The 19,201-nt window shown below is 38.9% G+C and carries 18 protein-coding genes and 1 tRNA gene; 12 read left to right on the top strand and 7 right to left on the bottom strand.

Translation table 11 applies throughout. The features are described from left to right. Positions 1 to 13: 13 nt before the first annotated feature. Positions 14 to 2,662: a hypothetical protein gene (locus ESA94_RS14435; RefSeq protein WP_129131637.1), complete on the top strand. Its 2,649-nt coding sequence runs from the start codon at positions 14 to 16 to the stop codon at positions 2,660 to 2,662. Between the two features lie 2 nt (positions 2,663 to 2,664). Here the strand turns inward: ESA94_RS14435 and ESA94_RS14430 are convergent, their stop codons facing one another. Beyond that, entirely contained in the window at positions 2,665 to 3,096 is a 432-nt protein-coding gene (locus ESA94_RS14430; RefSeq protein ID WP_129131636.1) for a GNAT family N-acetyltransferase, read from the bottom strand. Between the two features lie 225 nt (positions 3,097 to 3,321). Here ESA94_RS14430 and ESA94_RS14425 point away from each other — a divergent pair, with 225 nt between their 5' ends. The 4 genes from ESA94_RS14425 (at position 3,322) to ESA94_RS14410 (ending at position 6,756) form a co-directional block, all read left to right on the top strand. After that, positions 3,322 to 3,558, top strand: coding sequence for an acyl carrier protein (locus ESA94_RS14425; protein WP_129131635.1), 237 nt, complete (start codon positions 3,322 to 3,324; stop codon positions 3,556 to 3,558). A 53-nt stretch (positions 3,559 to 3,611) separates the two neighbouring features. Next, entirely contained in the window at positions 3,612 to 4,862 is a 1,251-nt protein-coding gene (fabF, locus tag ESA94_RS14420; protein WP_129131634.1) for a beta-ketoacyl-ACP synthase II, read from the top strand. Between the two features lie 70 nt (positions 4,863 to 4,932). After that, the gene (rnc, locus tag ESA94_RS14415) at positions 4,933 to 5,643 is read left to right on the top strand and encodes a ribonuclease III (protein ID WP_129131633.1); all 711 of its coding nucleotides are present in this window, start codon (positions 4,933 to 4,935) and stop codon (positions 5,641 to 5,643) included. Positions 5,644 to 5,709: 66 nt separating this feature from the next. Continuing rightward, positions 5,710 to 6,756 carry a TlpA disulfide reductase family protein gene (locus ESA94_RS14410; RefSeq protein WP_129131632.1) on the top strand — a complete coding sequence of 349 codons (1,047 nt, stop codon included), beginning with the start codon at positions 5,710 to 5,712 and terminating at the stop codon, positions 6,754 to 6,756. A gap of 50 nt (positions 6,757 to 6,806) precedes the next feature. Here the strand turns inward: ESA94_RS14410 and ESA94_RS14405 are convergent. Together ESA94_RS14405 and ESA94_RS14400 are read right to left on the bottom strand one after the other, a co-directional pair. After that, positions 6,807 to 6,893: transfer RNA gene (locus ESA94_RS14405), tRNA-Ser, on the bottom strand. Positions 6,894 to 6,920: 27 nt separating this feature from the next. Beyond that, positions 6,921 to 7,694 carry a TatD family hydrolase gene (locus tag ESA94_RS14400; protein WP_205755986.1) on the bottom strand — a complete coding sequence of 258 codons (774 nt, stop codon included), beginning with the start codon at positions 7,692 to 7,694 and terminating at the stop codon, positions 6,921 to 6,923. Positions 7,695 to 7,859: 165 nt separating this feature from the next. Here ESA94_RS14400 and ESA94_RS14395 point away from each other — a divergent pair, with 165 nt between their 5' ends. Continuing rightward, complete coding sequence (locus ESA94_RS14395) at positions 7,860 to 8,750, top strand: hypothetical protein (RefSeq protein ID WP_129131631.1); 891 nt, start codon at positions 7,860 to 7,862, stop codon at positions 8,748 to 8,750. A gap of 113 nt (positions 8,751 to 8,863) precedes the next feature. Here ESA94_RS14395 and ESA94_RS14390 read toward each other — a convergent pair whose 3' ends face one another. Both ESA94_RS14390 and ESA94_RS14385 read right to left on the bottom strand, forming a co-directional pair. Next, the gene (locus ESA94_RS14390; protein WP_129131630.1) at positions 8,864 to 9,490 is read right to left on the bottom strand and encodes a polysaccharide deacetylase family protein; all 627 of its coding nucleotides are present in this window, start codon (positions 9,488 to 9,490) and stop codon (positions 8,864 to 8,866) included. A 61-nt stretch (positions 9,491 to 9,551) separates the two neighbouring features. Continuing rightward, positions 9,552 to 10,496: an ARPP-1 family domain-containing protein gene (locus ESA94_RS14385; RefSeq protein ID WP_129131629.1), complete on the bottom strand. Its 945-nt coding sequence runs from the start codon at positions 10,494 to 10,496 to the stop codon at positions 9,552 to 9,554. A gap of 68 nt (positions 10,497 to 10,564) precedes the next feature. Between ESA94_RS14385 and gltX the strand changes: the two genes are divergently transcribed. Further along, positions 10,565 to 12,079, top strand: coding sequence for a glutamate--tRNA ligase (gltX, locus tag ESA94_RS14380; protein WP_129131628.1), 1,515 nt, complete (start codon positions 10,565 to 10,567; stop codon positions 12,077 to 12,079). A gap of 50 nt (positions 12,080 to 12,129) precedes the next feature. On the opposite strand, the gene ESA94_RS14375 is transcribed toward gltX, so the two are convergent. Beyond that, positions 12,130 to 13,620, bottom strand: coding sequence for a hypothetical protein (locus tag ESA94_RS14375; RefSeq protein WP_129131627.1), 1,491 nt, complete (start codon positions 13,618 to 13,620; stop codon positions 12,130 to 12,132). A gap of 10 nt (positions 13,621 to 13,630) precedes the next feature. After that, on the bottom strand, positions 13,631 to 14,782 hold the full coding sequence (locus tag ESA94_RS14370; protein ID WP_129131626.1) for an ABC transporter ATP-binding protein: 1,152 nt from the start codon (positions 14,780 to 14,782) through the stop codon (positions 13,631 to 13,633). 139 nt (positions 14,783 to 14,921) lie between these two features. On the opposite strand from ESA94_RS14370, the gene ESA94_RS14365 reads away from it, so the two are divergent. The 5 genes from ESA94_RS14365 to ESA94_RS14345 are packed head-to-tail and all read left to right on the top strand — an operon-like array spanning position 14,922 to position 19,199. After that, positions 14,922 to 16,478: an ArnT family glycosyltransferase gene (locus ESA94_RS14365; RefSeq protein WP_129131625.1), complete on the top strand. Its 1,557-nt coding sequence runs from the start codon at positions 14,922 to 14,924 to the stop codon at positions 16,476 to 16,478. Positions 16,479 to 16,527: 49 nt separating this feature from the next. Beyond that, positions 16,528 to 16,935: a cobalamin B12-binding domain-containing protein gene (locus ESA94_RS14360; protein ID WP_129131624.1), complete on the top strand. Its 408-nt coding sequence runs from the start codon at positions 16,528 to 16,530 to the stop codon at positions 16,933 to 16,935. Positions 16,936 to 16,959: 24 nt separating this feature from the next. Continuing rightward, a complete protein-coding gene (locus tag ESA94_RS14355; protein ID WP_129131623.1) occupies positions 16,960 to 17,739 on the top strand; it encodes an enoyl-CoA hydratase/isomerase family protein in 780 nt (259 codons plus the stop codon). A gap of 34 nt (positions 17,740 to 17,773) precedes the next feature. Continuing rightward, the gene (locus tag ESA94_RS14350; protein ID WP_129131622.1) at positions 17,774 to 18,472 is read left to right on the top strand and encodes a hypothetical protein; all 699 of its coding nucleotides are present in this window, start codon (positions 17,774 to 17,776) and stop codon (positions 18,470 to 18,472) included. Between the two features lie 34 nt (positions 18,473 to 18,506). After that, positions 18,507 to 19,199 carry a hypothetical protein gene (locus ESA94_RS14345; RefSeq protein WP_129131621.1) on the top strand — a complete coding sequence of 231 codons (693 nt, stop codon included), beginning with the start codon at positions 18,507 to 18,509 and terminating at the stop codon, positions 19,197 to 19,199. Positions 19,200 to 19,201: the final 2 nt, after the last annotated feature.

Raw genomic sequence — 19,201 nt, 5'->3', positions numbered from 1 at the left:
ATATCTATTTCTCTTGTTTGTATTGCTTTCTGTGCAATCAGTTGCGCAGGTTACAATTCGTGGCGTTGTAAAGAGTACTGGTGGCGAGCCTCTTACTAATTACATTCTTAAAATAAAAAAGAAGAACAAACCTTCACTGCTTTTTTTTGATCCTGCAATAGCAGATGCTCAGTTTCAGGTTAAGCTACAGAAGCTTCAACAGAATGATACGCTTGAAGTAATTATTGAAAAATCTTCTTTTGAAACGGTAGTAAAAGAAATTACTCTTACCTCTTATCCGTTTGAAACAGTTATCGAAGTTATACTTCCATTAAAGCCAAAAGAATTAAAAGAAATTGTTATCAAACCATCTGTGTGGCGACGTGGTGATACAACCATATATACTGTCGACAGTTTTAAAATAGGTGAAGAGCGAAAGTTAAAAGATATTCTGACAAAGCTTCCTGGGTTCTCAATTGATGAAGAAGGAAAACTCAAGTTTAAAAATAAAGAAGTTGCAAAAATTTTAGTAGAGGGAGAAGATCTATTTGCAGATAAAACAGGGTTGTTACTTGAAAGTTTCCCGGCTCATGTACTTGCAGAAGTACAAGCTGTAGAAAACGACCCTAAAAATAAATTGCTTGCAGGTGTTTCGCTGGAAAACGAAACCATTATTAATCTTAAATTAAAAAAGCAACGAACTGTATTTTTTGGCGATGTTGAGTTGGCAGGAGCAACGAATAAACGATATGCAATTAATCCTACGTTTTTTTCAGTAAGTCGTAAAACAAAGTGGGCCGCTGTTGGTTTTCATAACAACATTGGCACACAACTAAACACAGTATTTCCACTCAACGTTACAAACGATATTCCGCCGGGCTTGCAGTTGAATTCAATTTATCAGATCAATAATTTCAGCCCTTCAAGATATTTAATAAATAAGTTGTTAAACGAACAGTTTGTTTTTAATTATCCTGCGTTGAAGAAGTTGAAAATGAAAACTGAGATGGTATATGGCAGGGAAACATTGAGTCAATATGTAAAGCAGGGAAGTAGCTACCTTAATAATGAAACATACTTTAAGCGCACGGATAGTAATGGAATTTTCAATACGGATGAAAGGGTAAAGCTGCGGCAAGATTTTGAATGGATGCAATCCAATACCAAAAGTTTAATTGCACGGTTTACATTTCAACAAAACAATATCAAAGCACAGTCGATAAATTATATCAACCAAGACAATTTTGCTGATAGTGTAAGTAATAATGGTGCTAACCACTCTTCTCATTTCTCAGGTCAAATTCAATATACCCAACGCTACGATTCGTTACGAGCTCTAGCTATTTCTTTTTCTGCTGCTTTTCAACGTAATAATCAACAGGCTTTAACAGTCAGTCGAAATATTGATGTTATTTTTTCTCAGGCTGGAACTTTATTTAATGTTGCAAAACCTCTAGGAAACACAAATGTGTTTGAACAGCAATTATTGGTTGACTGGATTTCGAAAAAAGGGAAAAAAATACGCAGTCAGCAATTCGTTTTTTCCAGCGGCAATATTTCGTTAAGTAATGGTTTAAGAATTGGTAAAACAACCGAGCCAAACAGCGAGGATGTGATTGACCGATTTAGTAATGCTGGTATTTACAACGACTTAAATGTAGGGTATCAATCAAGGCTTAACTGGAGCAAAGAAAAAGCGATTACAAGCGTGAGTTGGTATGCAGGGGCCAGCCATATTGCACGAAACGACAAAGGGGTTTTAAAAGAATCAAAATTGCTTCCCGTTGCAACTTTAAAGGTTTCGCATACAATTTTAACGAAGGGCAGAGGAGGTTTTCCAATGATTTTTGAGTTTTCGAATAAAGCCGTTCCATTAGATCAATTGTCGAGGGGTGAAAATGCAGTACAATTTAATTCCTTTCAGCAGTTACGTTATACGTTGCGAAGTATGCCGGTATTGAATATGAGTATGGGATACACTAAATCAAGTTTAACAGGAAAGAGTATATATCTACTAATACGGGGAAGCAGGGATTTTGTATCCCCTTTGTTTACAAACAGCTTTGAGCTGTTTTATAATTTCAATATTAAATCTATTGTTAACCTCCCAACAAACAAGTTTGGTATTTACAGCAGTCAAAATTATCCTTTACCGTTTATCAGAGCTATGGTTGATTTGCATGTTAGCTTCGATTACTGGGATCAGTATATAAGTAATACAACCAATGCCAAGATTACAAGAAATGGCAATTTATCAGCAACCGGTGGTGCAGGTTTAAAATTCAACAGTTTTCGTAAGTTTTCAATGAAGGCAGATGTTTTACTTGGCTACAATAAAAATGTGCTTGCCAAGGAAATTACTACAACAGGAGCAGACAAAGCAGCGCTAAACCTGAAAAGCAGCTTACTTGTTCGGTATTTTCTAACCAAAAATAGTTCTGCAGGGGTTAAAACCAATTCGTACATCTTTGACGTACTAAATCGAAAACAAAATTTGTTGTTTTCAGATGTAGATTACTCATGGAGAGCGCCGAAAGGTAAATTTGAATTTCAGTTACGGGGCGAGAATCTTTTTGCAGAAACGAAGTATGTGCTTACTTCAGTATCTCTTTTGTCGCAAAACAGGACCGAAATTCCACTCATTGGAAGAAATATTCAGTTGTCAATAAAATTCAACTTTTAATTTTATCGCAGCTTCTTAATCATTCTAAAATGCGGTATTGTAAGCTGAATAAATTCATCGCCTTCTATTTTGTAGCCCTGCTTTTCAAAAAAATGGCAGGTTGTTTTTCTCGAGTGCATCATCATGGTTTTATAGCCACGGTCTCTTGCAATGTTTTCGGCAAAATTCATCAGCGAAGCGCCAATACCTTTTCCTTGTAAATTGTTCTGCACGGCCATCTGGCGTAAGCGAACAATGTTGCTATCTACATGGGTAAGAAAGCAGCAACCCAGCATTTTCTCTTCTTCAAAAGCTGCAATTAAAATATCGTTCTTTTCTTTTTCTAACTCTTCCTGTGTAAAATTGAGCCCAAGAGGTTTCCGCAGTATCTCGTACCTAAGATTCACCATCTGCCTGTGTTCGGCTGTTCCGTAGTCGATTTGTTTTAGTGCCATAAGTAAGTTTAAGCAGGGGAAAACAAGTTACATTTTTTTATCTAAAAACAAACAGTTGTACTAAAAACAAACAAACCATCATCGTTTAAAAGGGGAGTTTTTAGGCAACACAAAAAAACACGTTGGAACAGATTGATAATGATAGATTTAACACATTTTTGAAGGAACGCTTGTGAATTGGTTAAAAACTCTATTTTTGCAACCTGTAACCAAATTATTACGACAATGTCAGACATCGCAGCAAGAGTAAAAAAAATCATCGTCGACAAGTTAGGTGTTGAAGAATCAGAAGTAAATCCTGAAGCTTCTTTTACCAATGATCTCGGAGCTGATTCATTAGACACAGTTGAACTGATCATGGAATTCGAGAAAGAGTTCAACATCTCTATTCCCGATGAGCAAGCTGAAACCATCACTACTGTTGGTCAGGCAGTAACTTATTTAGAAGAACACGCTAAGTAATTTATCACTGAACCTTTTCAGTGTAATTCATTTTTTCCCCAGGCAACTTACTTATGGATCTTAAAAGAGTAGTAGTTACCGGAATTGGCGCCCTTACACCATTAGGCAAAACTCTCGATGAATATTGGGAGGGATTGACTAATGGTGTGTCAGGTGCTGATTTCATTAAGCAGTTCGACTGTTCAAAATTCAAAACAAGGTTTGCCTGCGAGGTAAAAGAGTTCGATGCAACAACCTACCTTGATAAAAAGGAAGCAAGAAAAATAGACCGCTTCACCCAGTTTGCATTAGTTGTAAGCGATCAGGCAGTTAAAGATGCCGGCATCAGCAAAGACAATGTTGATGTGGATCGTGTGGGTGTGATCTTCGCCAGCGGTATAGGTGGTTTAATCACCTTCCAGGAAGAAGTGGTAAACTTTGCTAATGGCGACGGTACTCCACGTTTCAACCCTTTCTTTATCCCGAAAATGATTCTTGATATTGCTGCAGGGCAAATATCAATGCGTCATGGTTTTCGTGGTCCAAACTTCGCTGTAGTTTCGGCATGTGCTTCATCAACAAATGCAATTATTGATGCCTATGATAATATTCGCCTGGGTAAGGCAGATATTATTCTTACCGGCGGTAGTGAAGCGGTTGTAAGTGCTGCAGGTGTTGGTGGATTTAATGCCATGAAAGCACTGAGCGAACGTAACGATGATCCGGCAACTGCAAGCCGACCATTCGACAAAGACCGTGATGGTTTTGTAATGGGCGAAGGCGCAGGTATGCTGGTGCTCGAAAGCCTTGAACATGCGTTAAAGCGTGGCGCTAAAATTTATTGCGAAATTGCAGGTGGCGGCGCTACTGCCGACGCACACCATATTACTGCCCCCCATCCTGAGGGGTTAGGTGCGAAAAATGTAATGACTGCTGCTTTAAAAGACGCAGGATTGCAAGCTTCGGATATCGATTACATAAACGTTCACGGAACATCTACACCGCTTGGTGATATTGCAGAAACCAAAGCCATTATGAGCGTTTTTGGTGAGCATGCATACAATCTCAACATCAGTTCAACCAAATCAATGACAGGCCACTGCCTAGGTGCTGCCGGTGCGTTGGAGGCAATTGCATGTGTAATGAGTGTTGTACACGATATTGTTCCGCCAACAATCAATCACTTTACAGATGATCCCGAACTGGATCCAAAATTAAATTTCACGTTCAATAAAGCACAGAAGCGTACTGTTCGTGCAGCATTGAGCAATACGTTTGGATTTGGTGGACATAATGCCTCGGTGATTGTAAAGAAATATTCCTGATTTCCTTAGATTTGTTGCAACATCGGCCATAAAACTGTTTGTTTTTGGTGAATGATGTATATTTCAATCTATGGTGCGGAATTTCGTCCGGCAAATATTACCAGCTAAGAATAAGTTTGAAAGTAACCTGCGCAATATTTTAGGTTACAATCCCGGCGACGTTAAACTTTACAAAACCGCCCTCAGTCATCGTTCCATTAAAGAAGGAAGCGATCAGAACAATGAGCGTCTTGAATTTTTAGGCGATGCTGTTTTAAGTGCAGTAGTTGCCGATTATCTCTTTAAAAAATATCCCTACAAAGGCGAAGGTTTTTTAACGGAGATGCGGAGTAAAATGGTAAACCGTGCCACGCTCAATGATATTGCTGTGCGTATGGGTTTGAAAAAAATCACACTTTATAACAAGGGCGATAATTCACTCAAGGTTTCGCAGATATTTGGGAATACACTTGAAGCTTTACTCGGAGCTATTTATCTCGATCTTGGCTATAAAAAAACACAACGCTGGATTGTTAAGAATGTAATTATTCCCTACCTGTTTATGGAAGACCTGGAGGCGCTTGAAATAAATCACAAGAACAAACTCTATGGATGGGCCAATAAAAATGGCAAGAGCCTGGAGTTTGATACGATTGATGAGCGATTGGAAAACGGCCGTCGTTTGTTTACCATCGGTGCAGTGGTAGACGGTGAAGTTGTGGCAGAAGGAAAAGCCTTTAATAAAAAAGATGCGAGCCAGATAGCAGCACAGGCTGCAGTGGAAAAGCTTGGGATAGTGTAATAAGTTTTTGACTAGAGTTTATTTTTTGAATACGAGATTTATTAAACCTATCGATAAGACATATCTATGAGAAAATATCTTTCAGCTATTTTATTTGCTTTCGTAACTACATCTTTATCTGCACAAATTAAATTTACCATTGTTGGGAAAATTGCTGCAGATACTATAAAGGAAATCTCCATTCAGTATAATGGGGAAAAATCAGTAATACCGGTTTTAAAAAATGGTACATTCTCATTTGAAGGGGATATTAAATCAGACTGTAGTGCAACGATCATATTTAATGAAGATGAAACCGACGTGTTATGGTTGGATAGCGGTAAAATAGAAATGACGATTGAACAACTAGCTGAGGCTGGTACTTCTTCAAAGAAGGTATTTAAAATTACGTCAGTAAAGGGGCCAAAAATTTCTGAGAGTTATTTTAATATCAGCAAAGTAAGAGATGAGCTTTACAAAAGCTTTGATAATGTAAGCGATACCGTAGTGCGGAATTCACCTGTCTATAACCGACTTTTTTTAATGATCGATCAGTTTGTAACAGAACATCCCAAATTAAATTTATCAATTGAGTTCATAAGGCTTTTTGGGTTGAATTTTAGAGAAAAGGAAGTGTTATTGAATAAGCTTGATAAAGGCAGTGAAATGAAGGATATTGAAGTTCTTGCCAGTGATATTGAAAGAGAAAGAAAATTGGCTCCGGGAAATGTAATCGACGACTTTACAATGGCAAAGTCCGATGGGAGTGTATTCCAGCTAAGTAAGGTACAATCGCAATATGTATTATTGGAATTTTGGTCAAGTTGGTGTGCACCTTGCCGGGCAATGCGGCCAAGATTAAGCGGTATGTATAAGAAGTATCATGAAAAAGGATTAGAAATTGTAGGTGTTTCGGTTGACGAGCGCAAAACTGACTGGATCAAGGCCATAGAAAAAGATAATGTGCAGTGGATTGAAGTATCAGATTTAAAGGGGTTTAAAAACAGTTTTGCATATACAACATATAAGATAAATGCTATTCCTTACTGGATTTTAATCGATAAGAATCGGAAAGTAATTCAATCAGGAATTTGGAGTGTACCCGAACAAACCCTTCAAAAGCTTATGCCATAATTAAGCAGGCATTAAAAAAGCTCAACAAAAACTGTTGAGCTTTTTTAATGCAGAGAGGAAGGGATTCGAACCCTCGATGCAGTTTCCCGCATACACACTTTCCAGGCGTGCTCCTTCAACCACTCGGACACCTCTCTTTTTTGTGGGCAGCAAAAATACATTTATCACTTTGAGCTGCCGAATAATTTTTCAGCATTCATTGTAGTTTTTGCTGCAATTTCTTCAACCGGCAGCTTCATAATCTCGGCCATCTTTTCAACAATATATTTTAGATAAGAAGGTTCGTTTCGTTTGCCCCGAAACGGAACAGGCGAAAGGTAAGGTGCATCTGTTTCCACAACCAGAAATTCCAAGGGAATGTTTGGCAATACTTCAGCTAATCCCGATTTCTTATAGGTAACAACGCCCCCGATACCCATCAAAAAACCGAGATCTATAATTTGTTTTGCTTCTTCAACAGATCCGCCAAAGCAATGAAAGATGCCCCGAAGCTTTCCGTTTTGATGTTCCTTTACAATAGCAATACAATCCTGCATTGAATCCCGGCTATGAATAACGATCGGCAAATTCAACTCCAACGCCCAATTGATCTGTTGACGAAAAGCATCTTTCTGCTGAGGAACAAAACTTTTATCCCAATAGTAATCCAGACCAATTTCTCCAACTGCCGCAAAAGAGTGTTTTTGGAGCCAATCCTGTACAAGTTTTAGCTCATCGGCTGCATTCTCTTTTACATAACAGGGATGAAGCCCCATCATGGGTATGCAGCTATCAGGGTATTTTTCCGCAAGAGCAAGCAAATCGGCAATTGAAGTACTGTCTACATTTGGTAAATAGAACTTTGTTACCGCTTCGGAAGCTGCTTTTTGCAGAACTTCTTCAATGTCAGCCTTAAATTCTTCAAGATAAAGGTGGGTATGCGTATCAATAATGGTCATAAACTGCAAAAATAAGCCCTTCGGCGCAGGTACTTTCCTTGTATTTGAAGCGTTATAAATGGCGTAATTTGAATTTATTTTAACATGCTTTAAACCAATATTACCGTTCGGGGTCTTTGTATAGTTCAGTTTTTAGACATTAACCAATAAACAAAAGCGTATATCATGAAAACAACTCTCATTACAAAAAGCACATTAGCAGTTTTGCTACTCGGTGCACTCACATTCACAGCCTGTAAAAAGGAAGCAAGTAAATCTGCTGAGGAAGAGCAGGCAACTATTGAAAGTACCGAAAGCAACAGCGAAGCCGACGCTGCATACGACGATGTATTTAATAACACAATGGGTATTGGTGCCGAAGCAAATGGCGAATCATTAGGTATTACTGGTGGTGTAGGCGTTTTCGGACGTGTGGAAGGCGGAAGCTACTCCGGACGTGTAGACAGCAACCGTTGCTTTACGGTAACTGTAACTCCCTTAACAATTGGCGTTTTCCCGAAAACAGTTGTGATTAATTTTGGTGATGGCTGTAAAGGAAAAGACGGCAAAATACGTAAAGGAAAAATCATTACTGTATTTACAGGCCCAATGCATATTCCCGGAAGCAAAGCCACAACAACATTCGAAAATCATAAGATCGATAGTGTGAAAGTGGAAGGCAAACACGAAGTAACCAATAACAGCACAAGTAACAACCGCATTTTTACAGCAAAGGTTATTGAAGGTAAACTTACCTGGGATAGTGGCCGTTGGGTTAAATGGACGAGTGTACGCACAGTAGCACAAATTGAAGGCAATGGTACTCCATTATGGCCTTTAGATGATATTTTCTCAATCACCGGTGGTGGCCGTGGCGAAAACAGCCGTGGCAAAACATGGGGTCATGAAACGCTTGAACCGCTCATTAAAAAATTCACTTGTAACTGGATTTCGAAGGGCGTTCTTCGAATCAGATATAACGATATAAACGGAGTACTCAACTTCGGTGATGGCCGTTGCGACAACAAAGCGGAGCTTACCATTAATGGAAATGTGAGAATCATTACGCTCCCTTAAGAAAAAACACTTGCATCTGATAAAAGAAATTGTACCTTAGCAAAAGTTTTCATAGGGTACGGATTAAAAACGGGCCAGGGTTTCCACCCCGGCCCTCCTTTTTTAACTCATTCTCAAGGAATTACTTCAAACCGATACCCCTTATCCGCATAAAATTTCAAGGTCTCTGGCAATGCATATCTAAGGTTTGGGAAAGCTTTGTCACTATCATGAAATACTACAATGCTCCCGGGTTTTGCATTGTTCTTTACAAATTGGAAACATTTTTGTGGGCTGTTTTTCTCGTCAAAGTCGGCACTTAAAACACTCCACATAATAACTTTAAATGGAGGGTTCGATTCCTGCAATACTTTAGCCTGAAAAGCTTTGATTTTTCCATAAGGCGGACGAAACAAATCCGAATCAATCCACTTCGCTGCTTCTTTTATATTATTCAACCACACTTCATCTTTTGTATGAAAGCCATTGAGATGATCGTGTGTATGATTACCGATGCGATGTCCTTCAATAAAAAGTTGTTTATATAGCTCCGGTTCCTGTTGTACGTTATTACCAATACAAAAGAAAGTTGCTTTTGCATTATACTTTTTTAATTCAGCCAATACAAACGGAGTTGCAATAGCATTAGGTCCATCATCGAACGTGAGGTAAAGAATTTTTTCTTTTGTTGGAATACGCCACGTAAGCTTCGAAGGAAACAACATGCGTAACCACCACGGAGTTGTTGTAATGTATAGCATAAGTTGAAGTTAATACACAAGTGAACTGAGCTGTATAAATTTTATAGTAATTAACAGGAAACTAAAAAGATGCACTTGAAAAACCTGTAACCTGTATTAATACAGCTTTGTAAAAAAAGCGCTTTCCTCTTTTTGAAAGAAAGGCAGGTTGTGTTTGTGGCATAAATAATTCGTTTGCATAAGCCGTTTCTTTACCATGCTCAATTGATGCTTTTGTTCCGGTAAGAATTGCTTCAGTGCTGTATTTCTCCAACAAACCAGGCAGGGTTTGATAAAATAATGATGTACTGATGAATACATCGGCGCCAAGTATTTTATTGCCTGTTGATGCAATGATGCCAACAATGCTGCTGTCTTTACGACGCAGCTCCTGTAAAAAGTAACGGCTGTATTGATTGGTAGTGTCGGCAATTTTTTTATTGTTGAGCAATGCAGCATACGATGATGATGCCGTTTGATTGTTTTGTTTTAGCAGACGTCGTATTTCATCCCAAACCTTTGTTTGATTATGAGCAGTATCAATTATTGCCTGCAGACCACTGCCGGTAGTACCCCGATAAATAAACTTTTTCTCCCTTTCACTCCAGCGATTTTCTTCAATGCAGAATACAGGCACAAGATGTTCTTTGCCTGCAGCAAGTACAGTATCTCTTGCAAATACACGATCCTGTCTGCCTCCCATTACAATTTCACCGCTTTTAATAATAAGATCTTTGCCACTTTTATTTTCGATCAGAAGCACATTGATGTTATCGATCATGTAGTCGCCCCGTTCTTTCAGTTTTACTGTTCCGTTTGCCATGCCTGCTTTTAAGCTAACGGATACCGGTGTATTGTAAGCGCTGTCGCTTCCTGTATCAATCCTTTTAATGGGGATGAGTTTAAGATTACGATAAACGATCGCACTATCGTATTCAATTATAAGCGATGGAATCTGAAATTCTGTTTGCGCATGTGCAATTGTTGTAAAAAACAGTAACAGCAGAAAATAGAGTTGTTTCATCATTTATAAACATGAAGATAAAGAAAGCGCTTGCTTTCGGGGTTTGCTATTTTACACTTTATCTTTGCCGCATGAGTGTACGAGTACGTTTTGCCCCGAGTCCAACGGGAGGTTTACATTTAGGCGGTGTACGCACCGTATTGTATAATTATTTATTTGCAAAGCATCATGGGGGCGAGTTTGTGTTGCGTATTGAAGATACCGATCAAACACGTTTTGTGCCCGGCGCAGAAGATTATATTTTCAACTGTTTAAAATGGTGCGGGCTACAGCCCGATGAAAGCCCGGTGCATGGTGGTCCTTATGGTCCTTACCGCCAGAGCGAGCGTAAAGAAATGTATCGGCAGTATGCAGAAAAATTGGTAGCAGAGGGTTATGCGTATTATGCCTTCGATACGAAAGAAGAGCTGGAACAAATGCGTGAAGAAAATAAAACCGAAGAGAACCCTTCACCACAATACGATCATCGGGTGCGTTTAAAAATGCGTAACAGTTTAGCACTTACAGAACCCGAAGTAAAAGCATTGCTCGCTGCAAATACAGCACATGTGGTGCGTATTAAAATGCCGCAGAACGATGTGGTGAGCTTTACCGATATGATCCGTGGGGAAGTGAATTTTCAAACCGGGTTAGTAGATGATAAAGTTTTATTAAAGGCTGATGGCATGCCTACCTATCATTTAGCAGTTGTGGTGGATGATTATTTAATGAAAATCACACATGCATTTCGTGGCGAAGAATGGTTGCCCAGCGCACCGGTGCATTTATTGTTATGGAAATATTTGGGATGGGAAAGTTCGATGCCGCAATGGGCACATTTGCCACTAATACTTGGCCCGAGCGGCAAGCTGAGTAAGCGTGATGGTGCTAAATATGGTTTTCCGGTTTTTGCAATGAACTGGACCGACCCGAAAACAAATGAATTAACCGAAGGCTTTTTTGAAAGAGGATTTTTACCGGAAGCATTTGTAAACTTATTAGCAGTACTTGGCTGGAACGATGGTACAGAAAAAGAACTGTACAGCATGGACGAGCTCATTGCCAACTTTGATATAAACCGTGTACACAGTGCAGGTGCAAAATTCGATTATGAAAAAGCAAAATGGTTTAACCAGGAATGGATCAAACAATTATCTGCAGAACAGTTGCGTGTACAGGTTGAAGGTTATTTTTTAAGTGCAGGCATTGCTGTTGATGATATAGCGAAGCTGGACAAGGTAATTGAATTGGTTAAAGACCGCTGTACACTGTTGCCCGATTTTGTACAACAGGCAGGCTTCTTTTTTAAAGCGCCGGAAACATTGGAACTGGATGCTGTAAAACCAAAGTGGAGCGATGATAAGAAACAGTTTTTTGTTGAGTATGTGGATGTGTTGAAGTCGGTAGGAAACTGGGAAGTAGCTGCAATTGAAAATGCATTTAAAGAATTAGCTGCGGCCAAAGCAATTAAGCCCGGCGAATTGCAATTGCCGATGCGTATAATGCTGGTTGGTGGCAAGTTTGGTCCGGCAGTATTTCAAATAGCAGAGATCATTGGCAAAGAAGAAACAATAAAACGAGTGGAATATGCATTGAGTTTGTTGTAATCACTCATCAACGATTATAAAAAAACGGGAGGCAATTGCCTCCCGTTTTTTTATTCTTCCGGTTTTGCAAACCAGCTTCGGTAAAATCGTTTAAAAACAGGTTGCAGTAAAATAAGAAACAGCAGGATGCTGCCGATTTCGGTAATTAACTCAACAGTATTCTTTGTTTCGAGATAGCCGGGTGGATAATTCAAATCGTGTCGATAGAGTTTGTCCTGTCCTTCGTAATACAACTGTACAGCTATAATGGGTACAAGGAATGTGCAAAATGTAACAATGTTTAGCGCTATACCTGTTATGCTGCTTCGGATGGATTTGCTGTTTCCTGCCAATGCAATGGCAAAGAAAATAATATAGTAGGTAAGGCAGAATATATATATACTTTCAATGTTGCTGTTATGCGAAAAAGCAAGTAACAATGCCGTTAATATAAGCAGTACAATACAAGTTAATATTGAAAGGAGGAAAGCTTTAACTGTACTGTGCCGAAATATAAATACAAGCAATGCAAAAATGAACGAAAGGTAAAACCATACCCTGAAGCGTGACTCGTTTTCTGTATACCAGCGATATTTTTTTTCAATCAAATTGCCAAGCCCGTTATTGGCGCTGTATAAATTGTAGCGTTTGTTAATTACGTCGTAGTAGGTTTCGTTAGGCTGGACGGTATATATATCAGTTTCGCTGTAGTAATAGGAATATGTACTGTAACTATATTTTTTAAGCAGTGTTCTCAATTCTTTTTCAACGGCAGTTTTGTTTACCGGTTTAAAATTTTTGATGAGTTCTTTAAATAAAACGGTATCAGATTTGACTTTTGTTTTGGCATACAAATCACCTCTGTACTGATCTCGTAAATATGTGTATTTAGGGCAAGAAAAGAAATGGTATAAACTATCGTTTTCACGAACAACACTATCTTTTTCTAATAATTTGTTACGCAGCTCCGCTGTATCAATATATTTAGTCTTGCCGTCATCAATATACGCATCATCATCTTGCCGGTATAAAACCCGCTGACTAACTGAATCTCTTACGATATAACTTTCTTTTGCCCAATTATGATTTAATGAATCGTATTCAAGCTGATTAATTTTTATGTTGATGGCATTTATGTCATTCACAACTTCTTCATTACTAAAAGCAGCATTGGCTCTTGCCGATTCAATAGCAGTTGGAATATATGCTGGTGCAACAAGTAAGCCTGCCACTGCAAAAAACAACAGAAAGTTTTTAACAGCGTCCAGTTTTCCATTATCGCCAAAACGTTTAAACACATTAAAGCGAAGCAGATAAATGATCCACACGATCAATCCGAGAAACGAAAGAACGCCGGTTAAGGTTGTCCATACAAAACTGTTGCTGTCGGCCAACGGATTATCAGGAACAACAAAACAAAGCAGTGCAAGTACAATTGAAAATAAGAATGAAAACCACGCAACTAAATGGGCACGTGCAGTCCAGATAACAGGTTTATGCAATAGCAAATACCGATCGAGTTGATTGATGAACGGAAGTGTAAGCGGTCGTTTTGAAGCCATAGGAGTATGTTTAGAAAAAACGTTTTGTAGAATGAGTAATATCACGGAAGTATGTAACAGGCAGATTATTTGTAATAAGCGAGCCGATCAGCTGTTGTGCATCAGCAGCGGTGGTGCTGATGGTGTAAAAGCCGCCGTTGAAATGAATCGTTGCTTCAATAGCATTTAATGCAGCTGCAATTTCCTCTCTTGATGCAGTTGTTTCAATTTCAATAATGGTACGTTCGGGCTTATAGTCTGCTTCTGTTGTATGATGGTTGATGCAGGTTCCGTTTTTGATCATCAGCACAGTGTCTGCAACTTTTTCAACTTCGTGCAACTGTTGCGAACTCAACACAATTCCCATTGGATGATTGGTCCAGGCTGTCATGTATTTTAAATCGGTAAGGATGGTTTGCTGTGCTTTAATATCAAGATTGGCCAGCGGTTCATCTAATATCAGCAGCTGAGGTTTTTGCAATAAAATTCTTGCCAGTTCAAAACGTGTACGGTAGCCACTGCTTATCTGGTTCCAGTTAAGCGATGCATAACTGCTGAGGTTTAGGCGTTCCAGCATAAACTCAACCATCGCTTCGTTTGTGTAACCGTGCATGCCTGCAATCGATGCGCTGAAATGCAGGTTGTCTTTCAACATACCATACCAACGTGGAATGCGTTGTGGAATAAAGGCCACGTAACTCTTAATGGCATAATAATCGGGCGACTGAAGTAAGGAGTAATTTATTGATCCGCTGTCGGGCAACAGTTGCCCGGATAAGCATCGAAGCAATGTTGTTTTGCCGTTACCGTTTTCGCCAACAACACCAAGAATGTTTCCACTCGCAATTTGAACACTGATGGGGTTTAGTTTAAACACACCCCTGTTGTATTGCTTGGAAATATTAACTGCCTGTAATAAAGACGTGGTTGTTGATGTGGTGTTTTTTAAAAGAGCAGTTGCTTTTGCAAGCAATTCTTCCGCTGTTGAAAAGAAGGCAGCTATTGGCTCAGCAGCATCTGCTTTGTACAGATTGCTGTTCCATGCTTTGCTGAAAGCGGTTGCTTCTTTCATTAACGAAAGATCGCCGCTGTCGTAACTGAGGTCGAGCAAACGGCGAACTGCAAGCGCATAATCTTTGTGCCGCAGGTGTTCAGGAATTTCGAGTTGTATGTGTTGCTGCATATGGGGTTATTATCGGTTAGTAAGATAGCTGCTTTCGGTAAATATCAAATACCATCTAACCACAAATCAATTAAAGTTTCGTTAATGCAATTTGTTTAAGAGTTTGGGTTAATACGGGCTTAAGGCTTATCTTAAAGTTATGGCTACAAAAAAACAAGCAACCTTATTGATCCTGGTTTTGGCTATTATCAAATTTGCATTGCCCTTTTTTCTACAGCATCCTGTTTACGAACTACACAGAGATGAGTTCCTTTATCTTGAACAAGGCAAGCATCTGGCATGGGGTTATATGGAAGTACCGCCCATGTTATCGTGGCTGTCGTATTTAACTCATTTATTTGGCGACAGTTTCTTTTGGGTAAAATTCTGGCCCTCAATTTTTGGAGCATTCACACTCATCATTACCTGTGCAATGGTATTAGAGATGGGTGGCAAATTGTTTGCAGTATTTATTGCAGGCTTATGTATCATGTTCACCGCTTACCTGCGTTTGCATTTTTTATTCCAGGCAAATTTTCTCGAGGTTTTCTGGTGGGCATTGAGTGCTTACTTCATTATACGTTACATAAATTCAAACCAGGTAAAATATCTCTATGGGATCGGCCTTGCATTTGGTTGCGCATGGCTCAGTAAAAACTCAGTTTCATTTTTCATTATCGGATTTGCAGTAGCATTAGTACTTACTCAATATCGAACATTGTTGTTGAATAAGCATTTATATGGTGCAGGTGTACTTGCGTTGATCATTGCATTGCCAAATCTCTTATGGCAGTATAATCATAACTGGCCGCTGCTTCATCACATGGAAGAGTTGCGTGAAACACAATTGAAGTTTATCAGTCCGGTTGATTTTTTAATCGGACAGATATTAATGTATTTCACTGCTTTTTTTATTTGGGTGATGGGCTTAATCTGGTTGTTTACTTCCAAAGGCAAACCATACCGCATGCTTGCATGGATATATCTTACGGTAATTGTATTACTGATCGTAAGCAGTGGTAAAAATTATTATTCCATTGGGTTATATCCTATGTTGTTTGCAGCGGGTTCAGTGGCTTTGCAACAATGGACAACAATTAAACTGAAATGGACAAGATGGGTAGCCTCTACAGTTATCCTTTTTCTTGCTGTGTTCACTTTGCCAATGGCGATGCCATTATGGGAACCAGATAAACTTGCAACTTATTATAAAGAGCGTGATGTGGAAGGCACAGGAATGTTGAAATGGGAAGATCAGCAAAATCATTCTTTGCCACAGGACTTTGCTGATTATTTAGGGTGGAAAGAAATAGCTGAAAAGACAGAGAAATTCTATCAATCATTACCACAAGTTACAAAGGACAGTATCGTTATTTATTGCCGGCATTACGGATTGGCAGGTGCATTGAAGTATTATGGAAAAGATGAAGTATTTAAATTGAAAGTGATCAGCGATAATGGTTCGTTTCTGCATTGGATACCCAATGATTTTGGCTTTAAACATTTGCTTTTTGTGGGGCGGCGTATGCCCGCTGCTGATGATGAAGTATTTCAGCATTTTAAAAAAGTTACCATTATAGATTCTGTTACCTACAAGCATTCCCGTCAATTGGGTGATAAAGTGATCTTTTTTGAACAGGCCGATTCGCTTGCATCAAAGCTTGCAGCCGAAGGATTGAAGCAAATGAAACAGGAGTTCAGTCGCAAGAAGTTATAATTACAGTCGTTAGTTGATATTGCCTATTTTCGCAACATAAGTTTGCTGTATGAACAGACCCGTTAGAGTTCTTGTTGCTAAAGTTGGATTGGATGGCCACGATCGTGGTGCCAAAGTAATTGCTACTGCTTTGCGTGATGCCGGTATGGAAGTGATTTACACCGGGCTTCGGCAAACACCTGAAATGGTGGTGAACGCAGCAATGCAGGAAGATGTGGATGCAATTGGCGTAAGCATTTTAAGTGGTGCACACATGACTGTTTTTCCAAGACTTTTACAACTGATGAAAGAAAAGCAAATGAATGATGTATTGCTTACAGGTGGCGGCATCATCCCCGATGAAGATGTGGATGCATTAACAAAAATGGGTGTGGGCAAATTGTTTTTGCCCGGCACCAACACACAGGCTATAGCAACGTATATTAAAGAATGGGTTTCGCAACACCGCAGTTTCTGATTACTATTTCTCTAAACCGATTTTATGAGCTATCAAACATTACTCACATCTTTAGAAGATGGAATTTTTATCATTACCATCAATCGTCCCGATAAATTAAATGCACTCAACAAAACAGTGATCGAAGAATTGTCTGCAGCAGTTGATGAAGTGTACAGTAATGCTGCAATTAAAACCGCTGTTATTACAGGAGCAGGGCCAAAAGCATTTGTTGCCGGGGCCGATATTTCTGAGTTTCTTTCGTTAGATGCAAGTGGTGGAGAAGCGCTTGCTGGAAAAGGACAGGAGCAGGTATTCAATAAAATTGAGCGATCGCCCAAGCCGATTATTGCAGCAGTAAATGGTTTTGCATTGGGAGGCGGTTGCGAGTTAGCAATGAGTTGTCATTTCAGATTAGCAAGCGACAATGCAAAGTTTGGTCAGCCGGAAGTAAATCTTGGATTAATACCCGGTTATGGTGGCACACAACGGTTGGTTCAACTGATTGGTAAAGGCAAGGCAACAGAGTTGATGATGACGGCTGCAATGATTGATGCAAACGAAGCAAAACAGCTTGGCCTTGTAAATTATGTTACAACAGCAGATGCGTTGTTGTTAAAAGCAAAAGAGCTGCTAACAACTATTATGAGTAAGGGGCCAAATGCCATTGCGAAAGTGATTGCTGCTGTTAATGCATATTTCGATCATTCGCAAAACGGGTTTGCTGCAGAAATAAAACTTTTTGGCGAATGTTTTGGTACGGAGGAGATGAAAGAAGGAGTTGCTGCATTTTTGGAGAAGCGGAAAGCAGAGTTCGATAAATAGTCTATCTTTAAGACGTAATGATAACAAACTGCTTATGAAAAAATCTATCTTTTTATTCATTTTTACGGCTTTTACTTTTTGCGCATTTTCACAAAAAGTAAAATATTACACGGTACAACCGGGTGAAAACATTTTAGATATAATTCCCAAATCTGAAATGTATGAGTATCCGGCATTCGAATCGGGAGTTGTTTATTTCAAAAACGGAAAACGATCTGCATCTAAGTTGAATTATAATTTTGTTTACGAAGAGATTCTTTATATTTCAACAACAAATGATACACTTACAATTGCAAATCCGGAAGAAGTAAAGTATGTATCAATAGGTAAAGACGAATATTACTACGCAACAAACCGGTTTGTTAAGCTTGATACTATAATTGGTGATGTAAAACTTGGAATAGCAGGCTTTTTTGCTACTGTAAGTAAAAGGCGAATTGGTGCTTACGGAACAACTACAGACGGGGGGTCGGAGTCATACGGATCTTATGTTGTGCCTAATAATGCAAAACTCGAGCTTATTCCTAATGTTGTCACAACTGTAGCATACAGTAAGGCATTGTTCATAGGAAACCGATTCAATCAATTTATCCCTGTGAATAAAAAGAATATTTTTTCTTTTTATCCAGAAAAGGAAGAGAAGTTGAAACTGTATTTAAAAGACCATAAGGTGAATTTTGCGGAGTATGCGGATATCGTTTCATTGGTGAAACATATGAATACAGACAGTTAGGTCAATACCCCATTTATATTATTAACTAGCTGCTATGTCTAAGTTTTTTCTTACAGCAATCCTTATCACTGCATTTGTAACTTCAAACGCACAGGAAATTAAATATTACACTGTTCGTCCGGGTGAAAATATTTTCGACAAAGTACCTGCTGAAGAAATATATGCTTACGATCAATTTGAGCAGGGGATCGTTGTGTTTAAAAGTGGCGAGAAATCGGCTGCAATGATGAATTATCATTTTTTTTACGAGGAGATGCTTTTCATTAATGGCAGTAAGGACACTTTGGCACTGCTTAACCTGGGAGAAGTGGATTGTATTTACATCAAAGGCGATCAATACTTTTATGCTAAAGATCGTTTTGTGAAAATGGATACTACTGTAAACGACATAAAACTTGCTAATGCCGGTTTTTTTACAACAGTAGCTATGAAAAAACTTGGAGCCTACGGTACAGCAACTGATGGCTCCATGAATCAATATGTGGGTTTTACTGCTCCCAATGGAAGAAAGGTTGACCTTACTCCAAATACAGTTACAACTTACTCATTTCGTAAAACACTTTTTATTGCTGATAAGTTTAACAGGTTTGTTCCTGTAAACAAGAAAAATATCTACAATTTATATCCCGAAAAGCAGGCTCAGTTAAAAACGTATTTGCAAAACAATGAAGTAGACTTTTTTTCAAGGAAGGATATTGTTGCATTACTTGTTTATATGAGTAAATAAGG

This window comes from Lacibacter luteus, from assembly GCF_004118265.1.
GTDB classification, from domain to species: domain Bacteria; phylum Bacteroidota; class Bacteroidia; order Chitinophagales; family Chitinophagaceae; genus Lacibacter; species Lacibacter luteus.
Note: the sequence above shows the minus strand (reverse complement) of the source record. Positions and strands in the feature narration are given on the sequence as shown.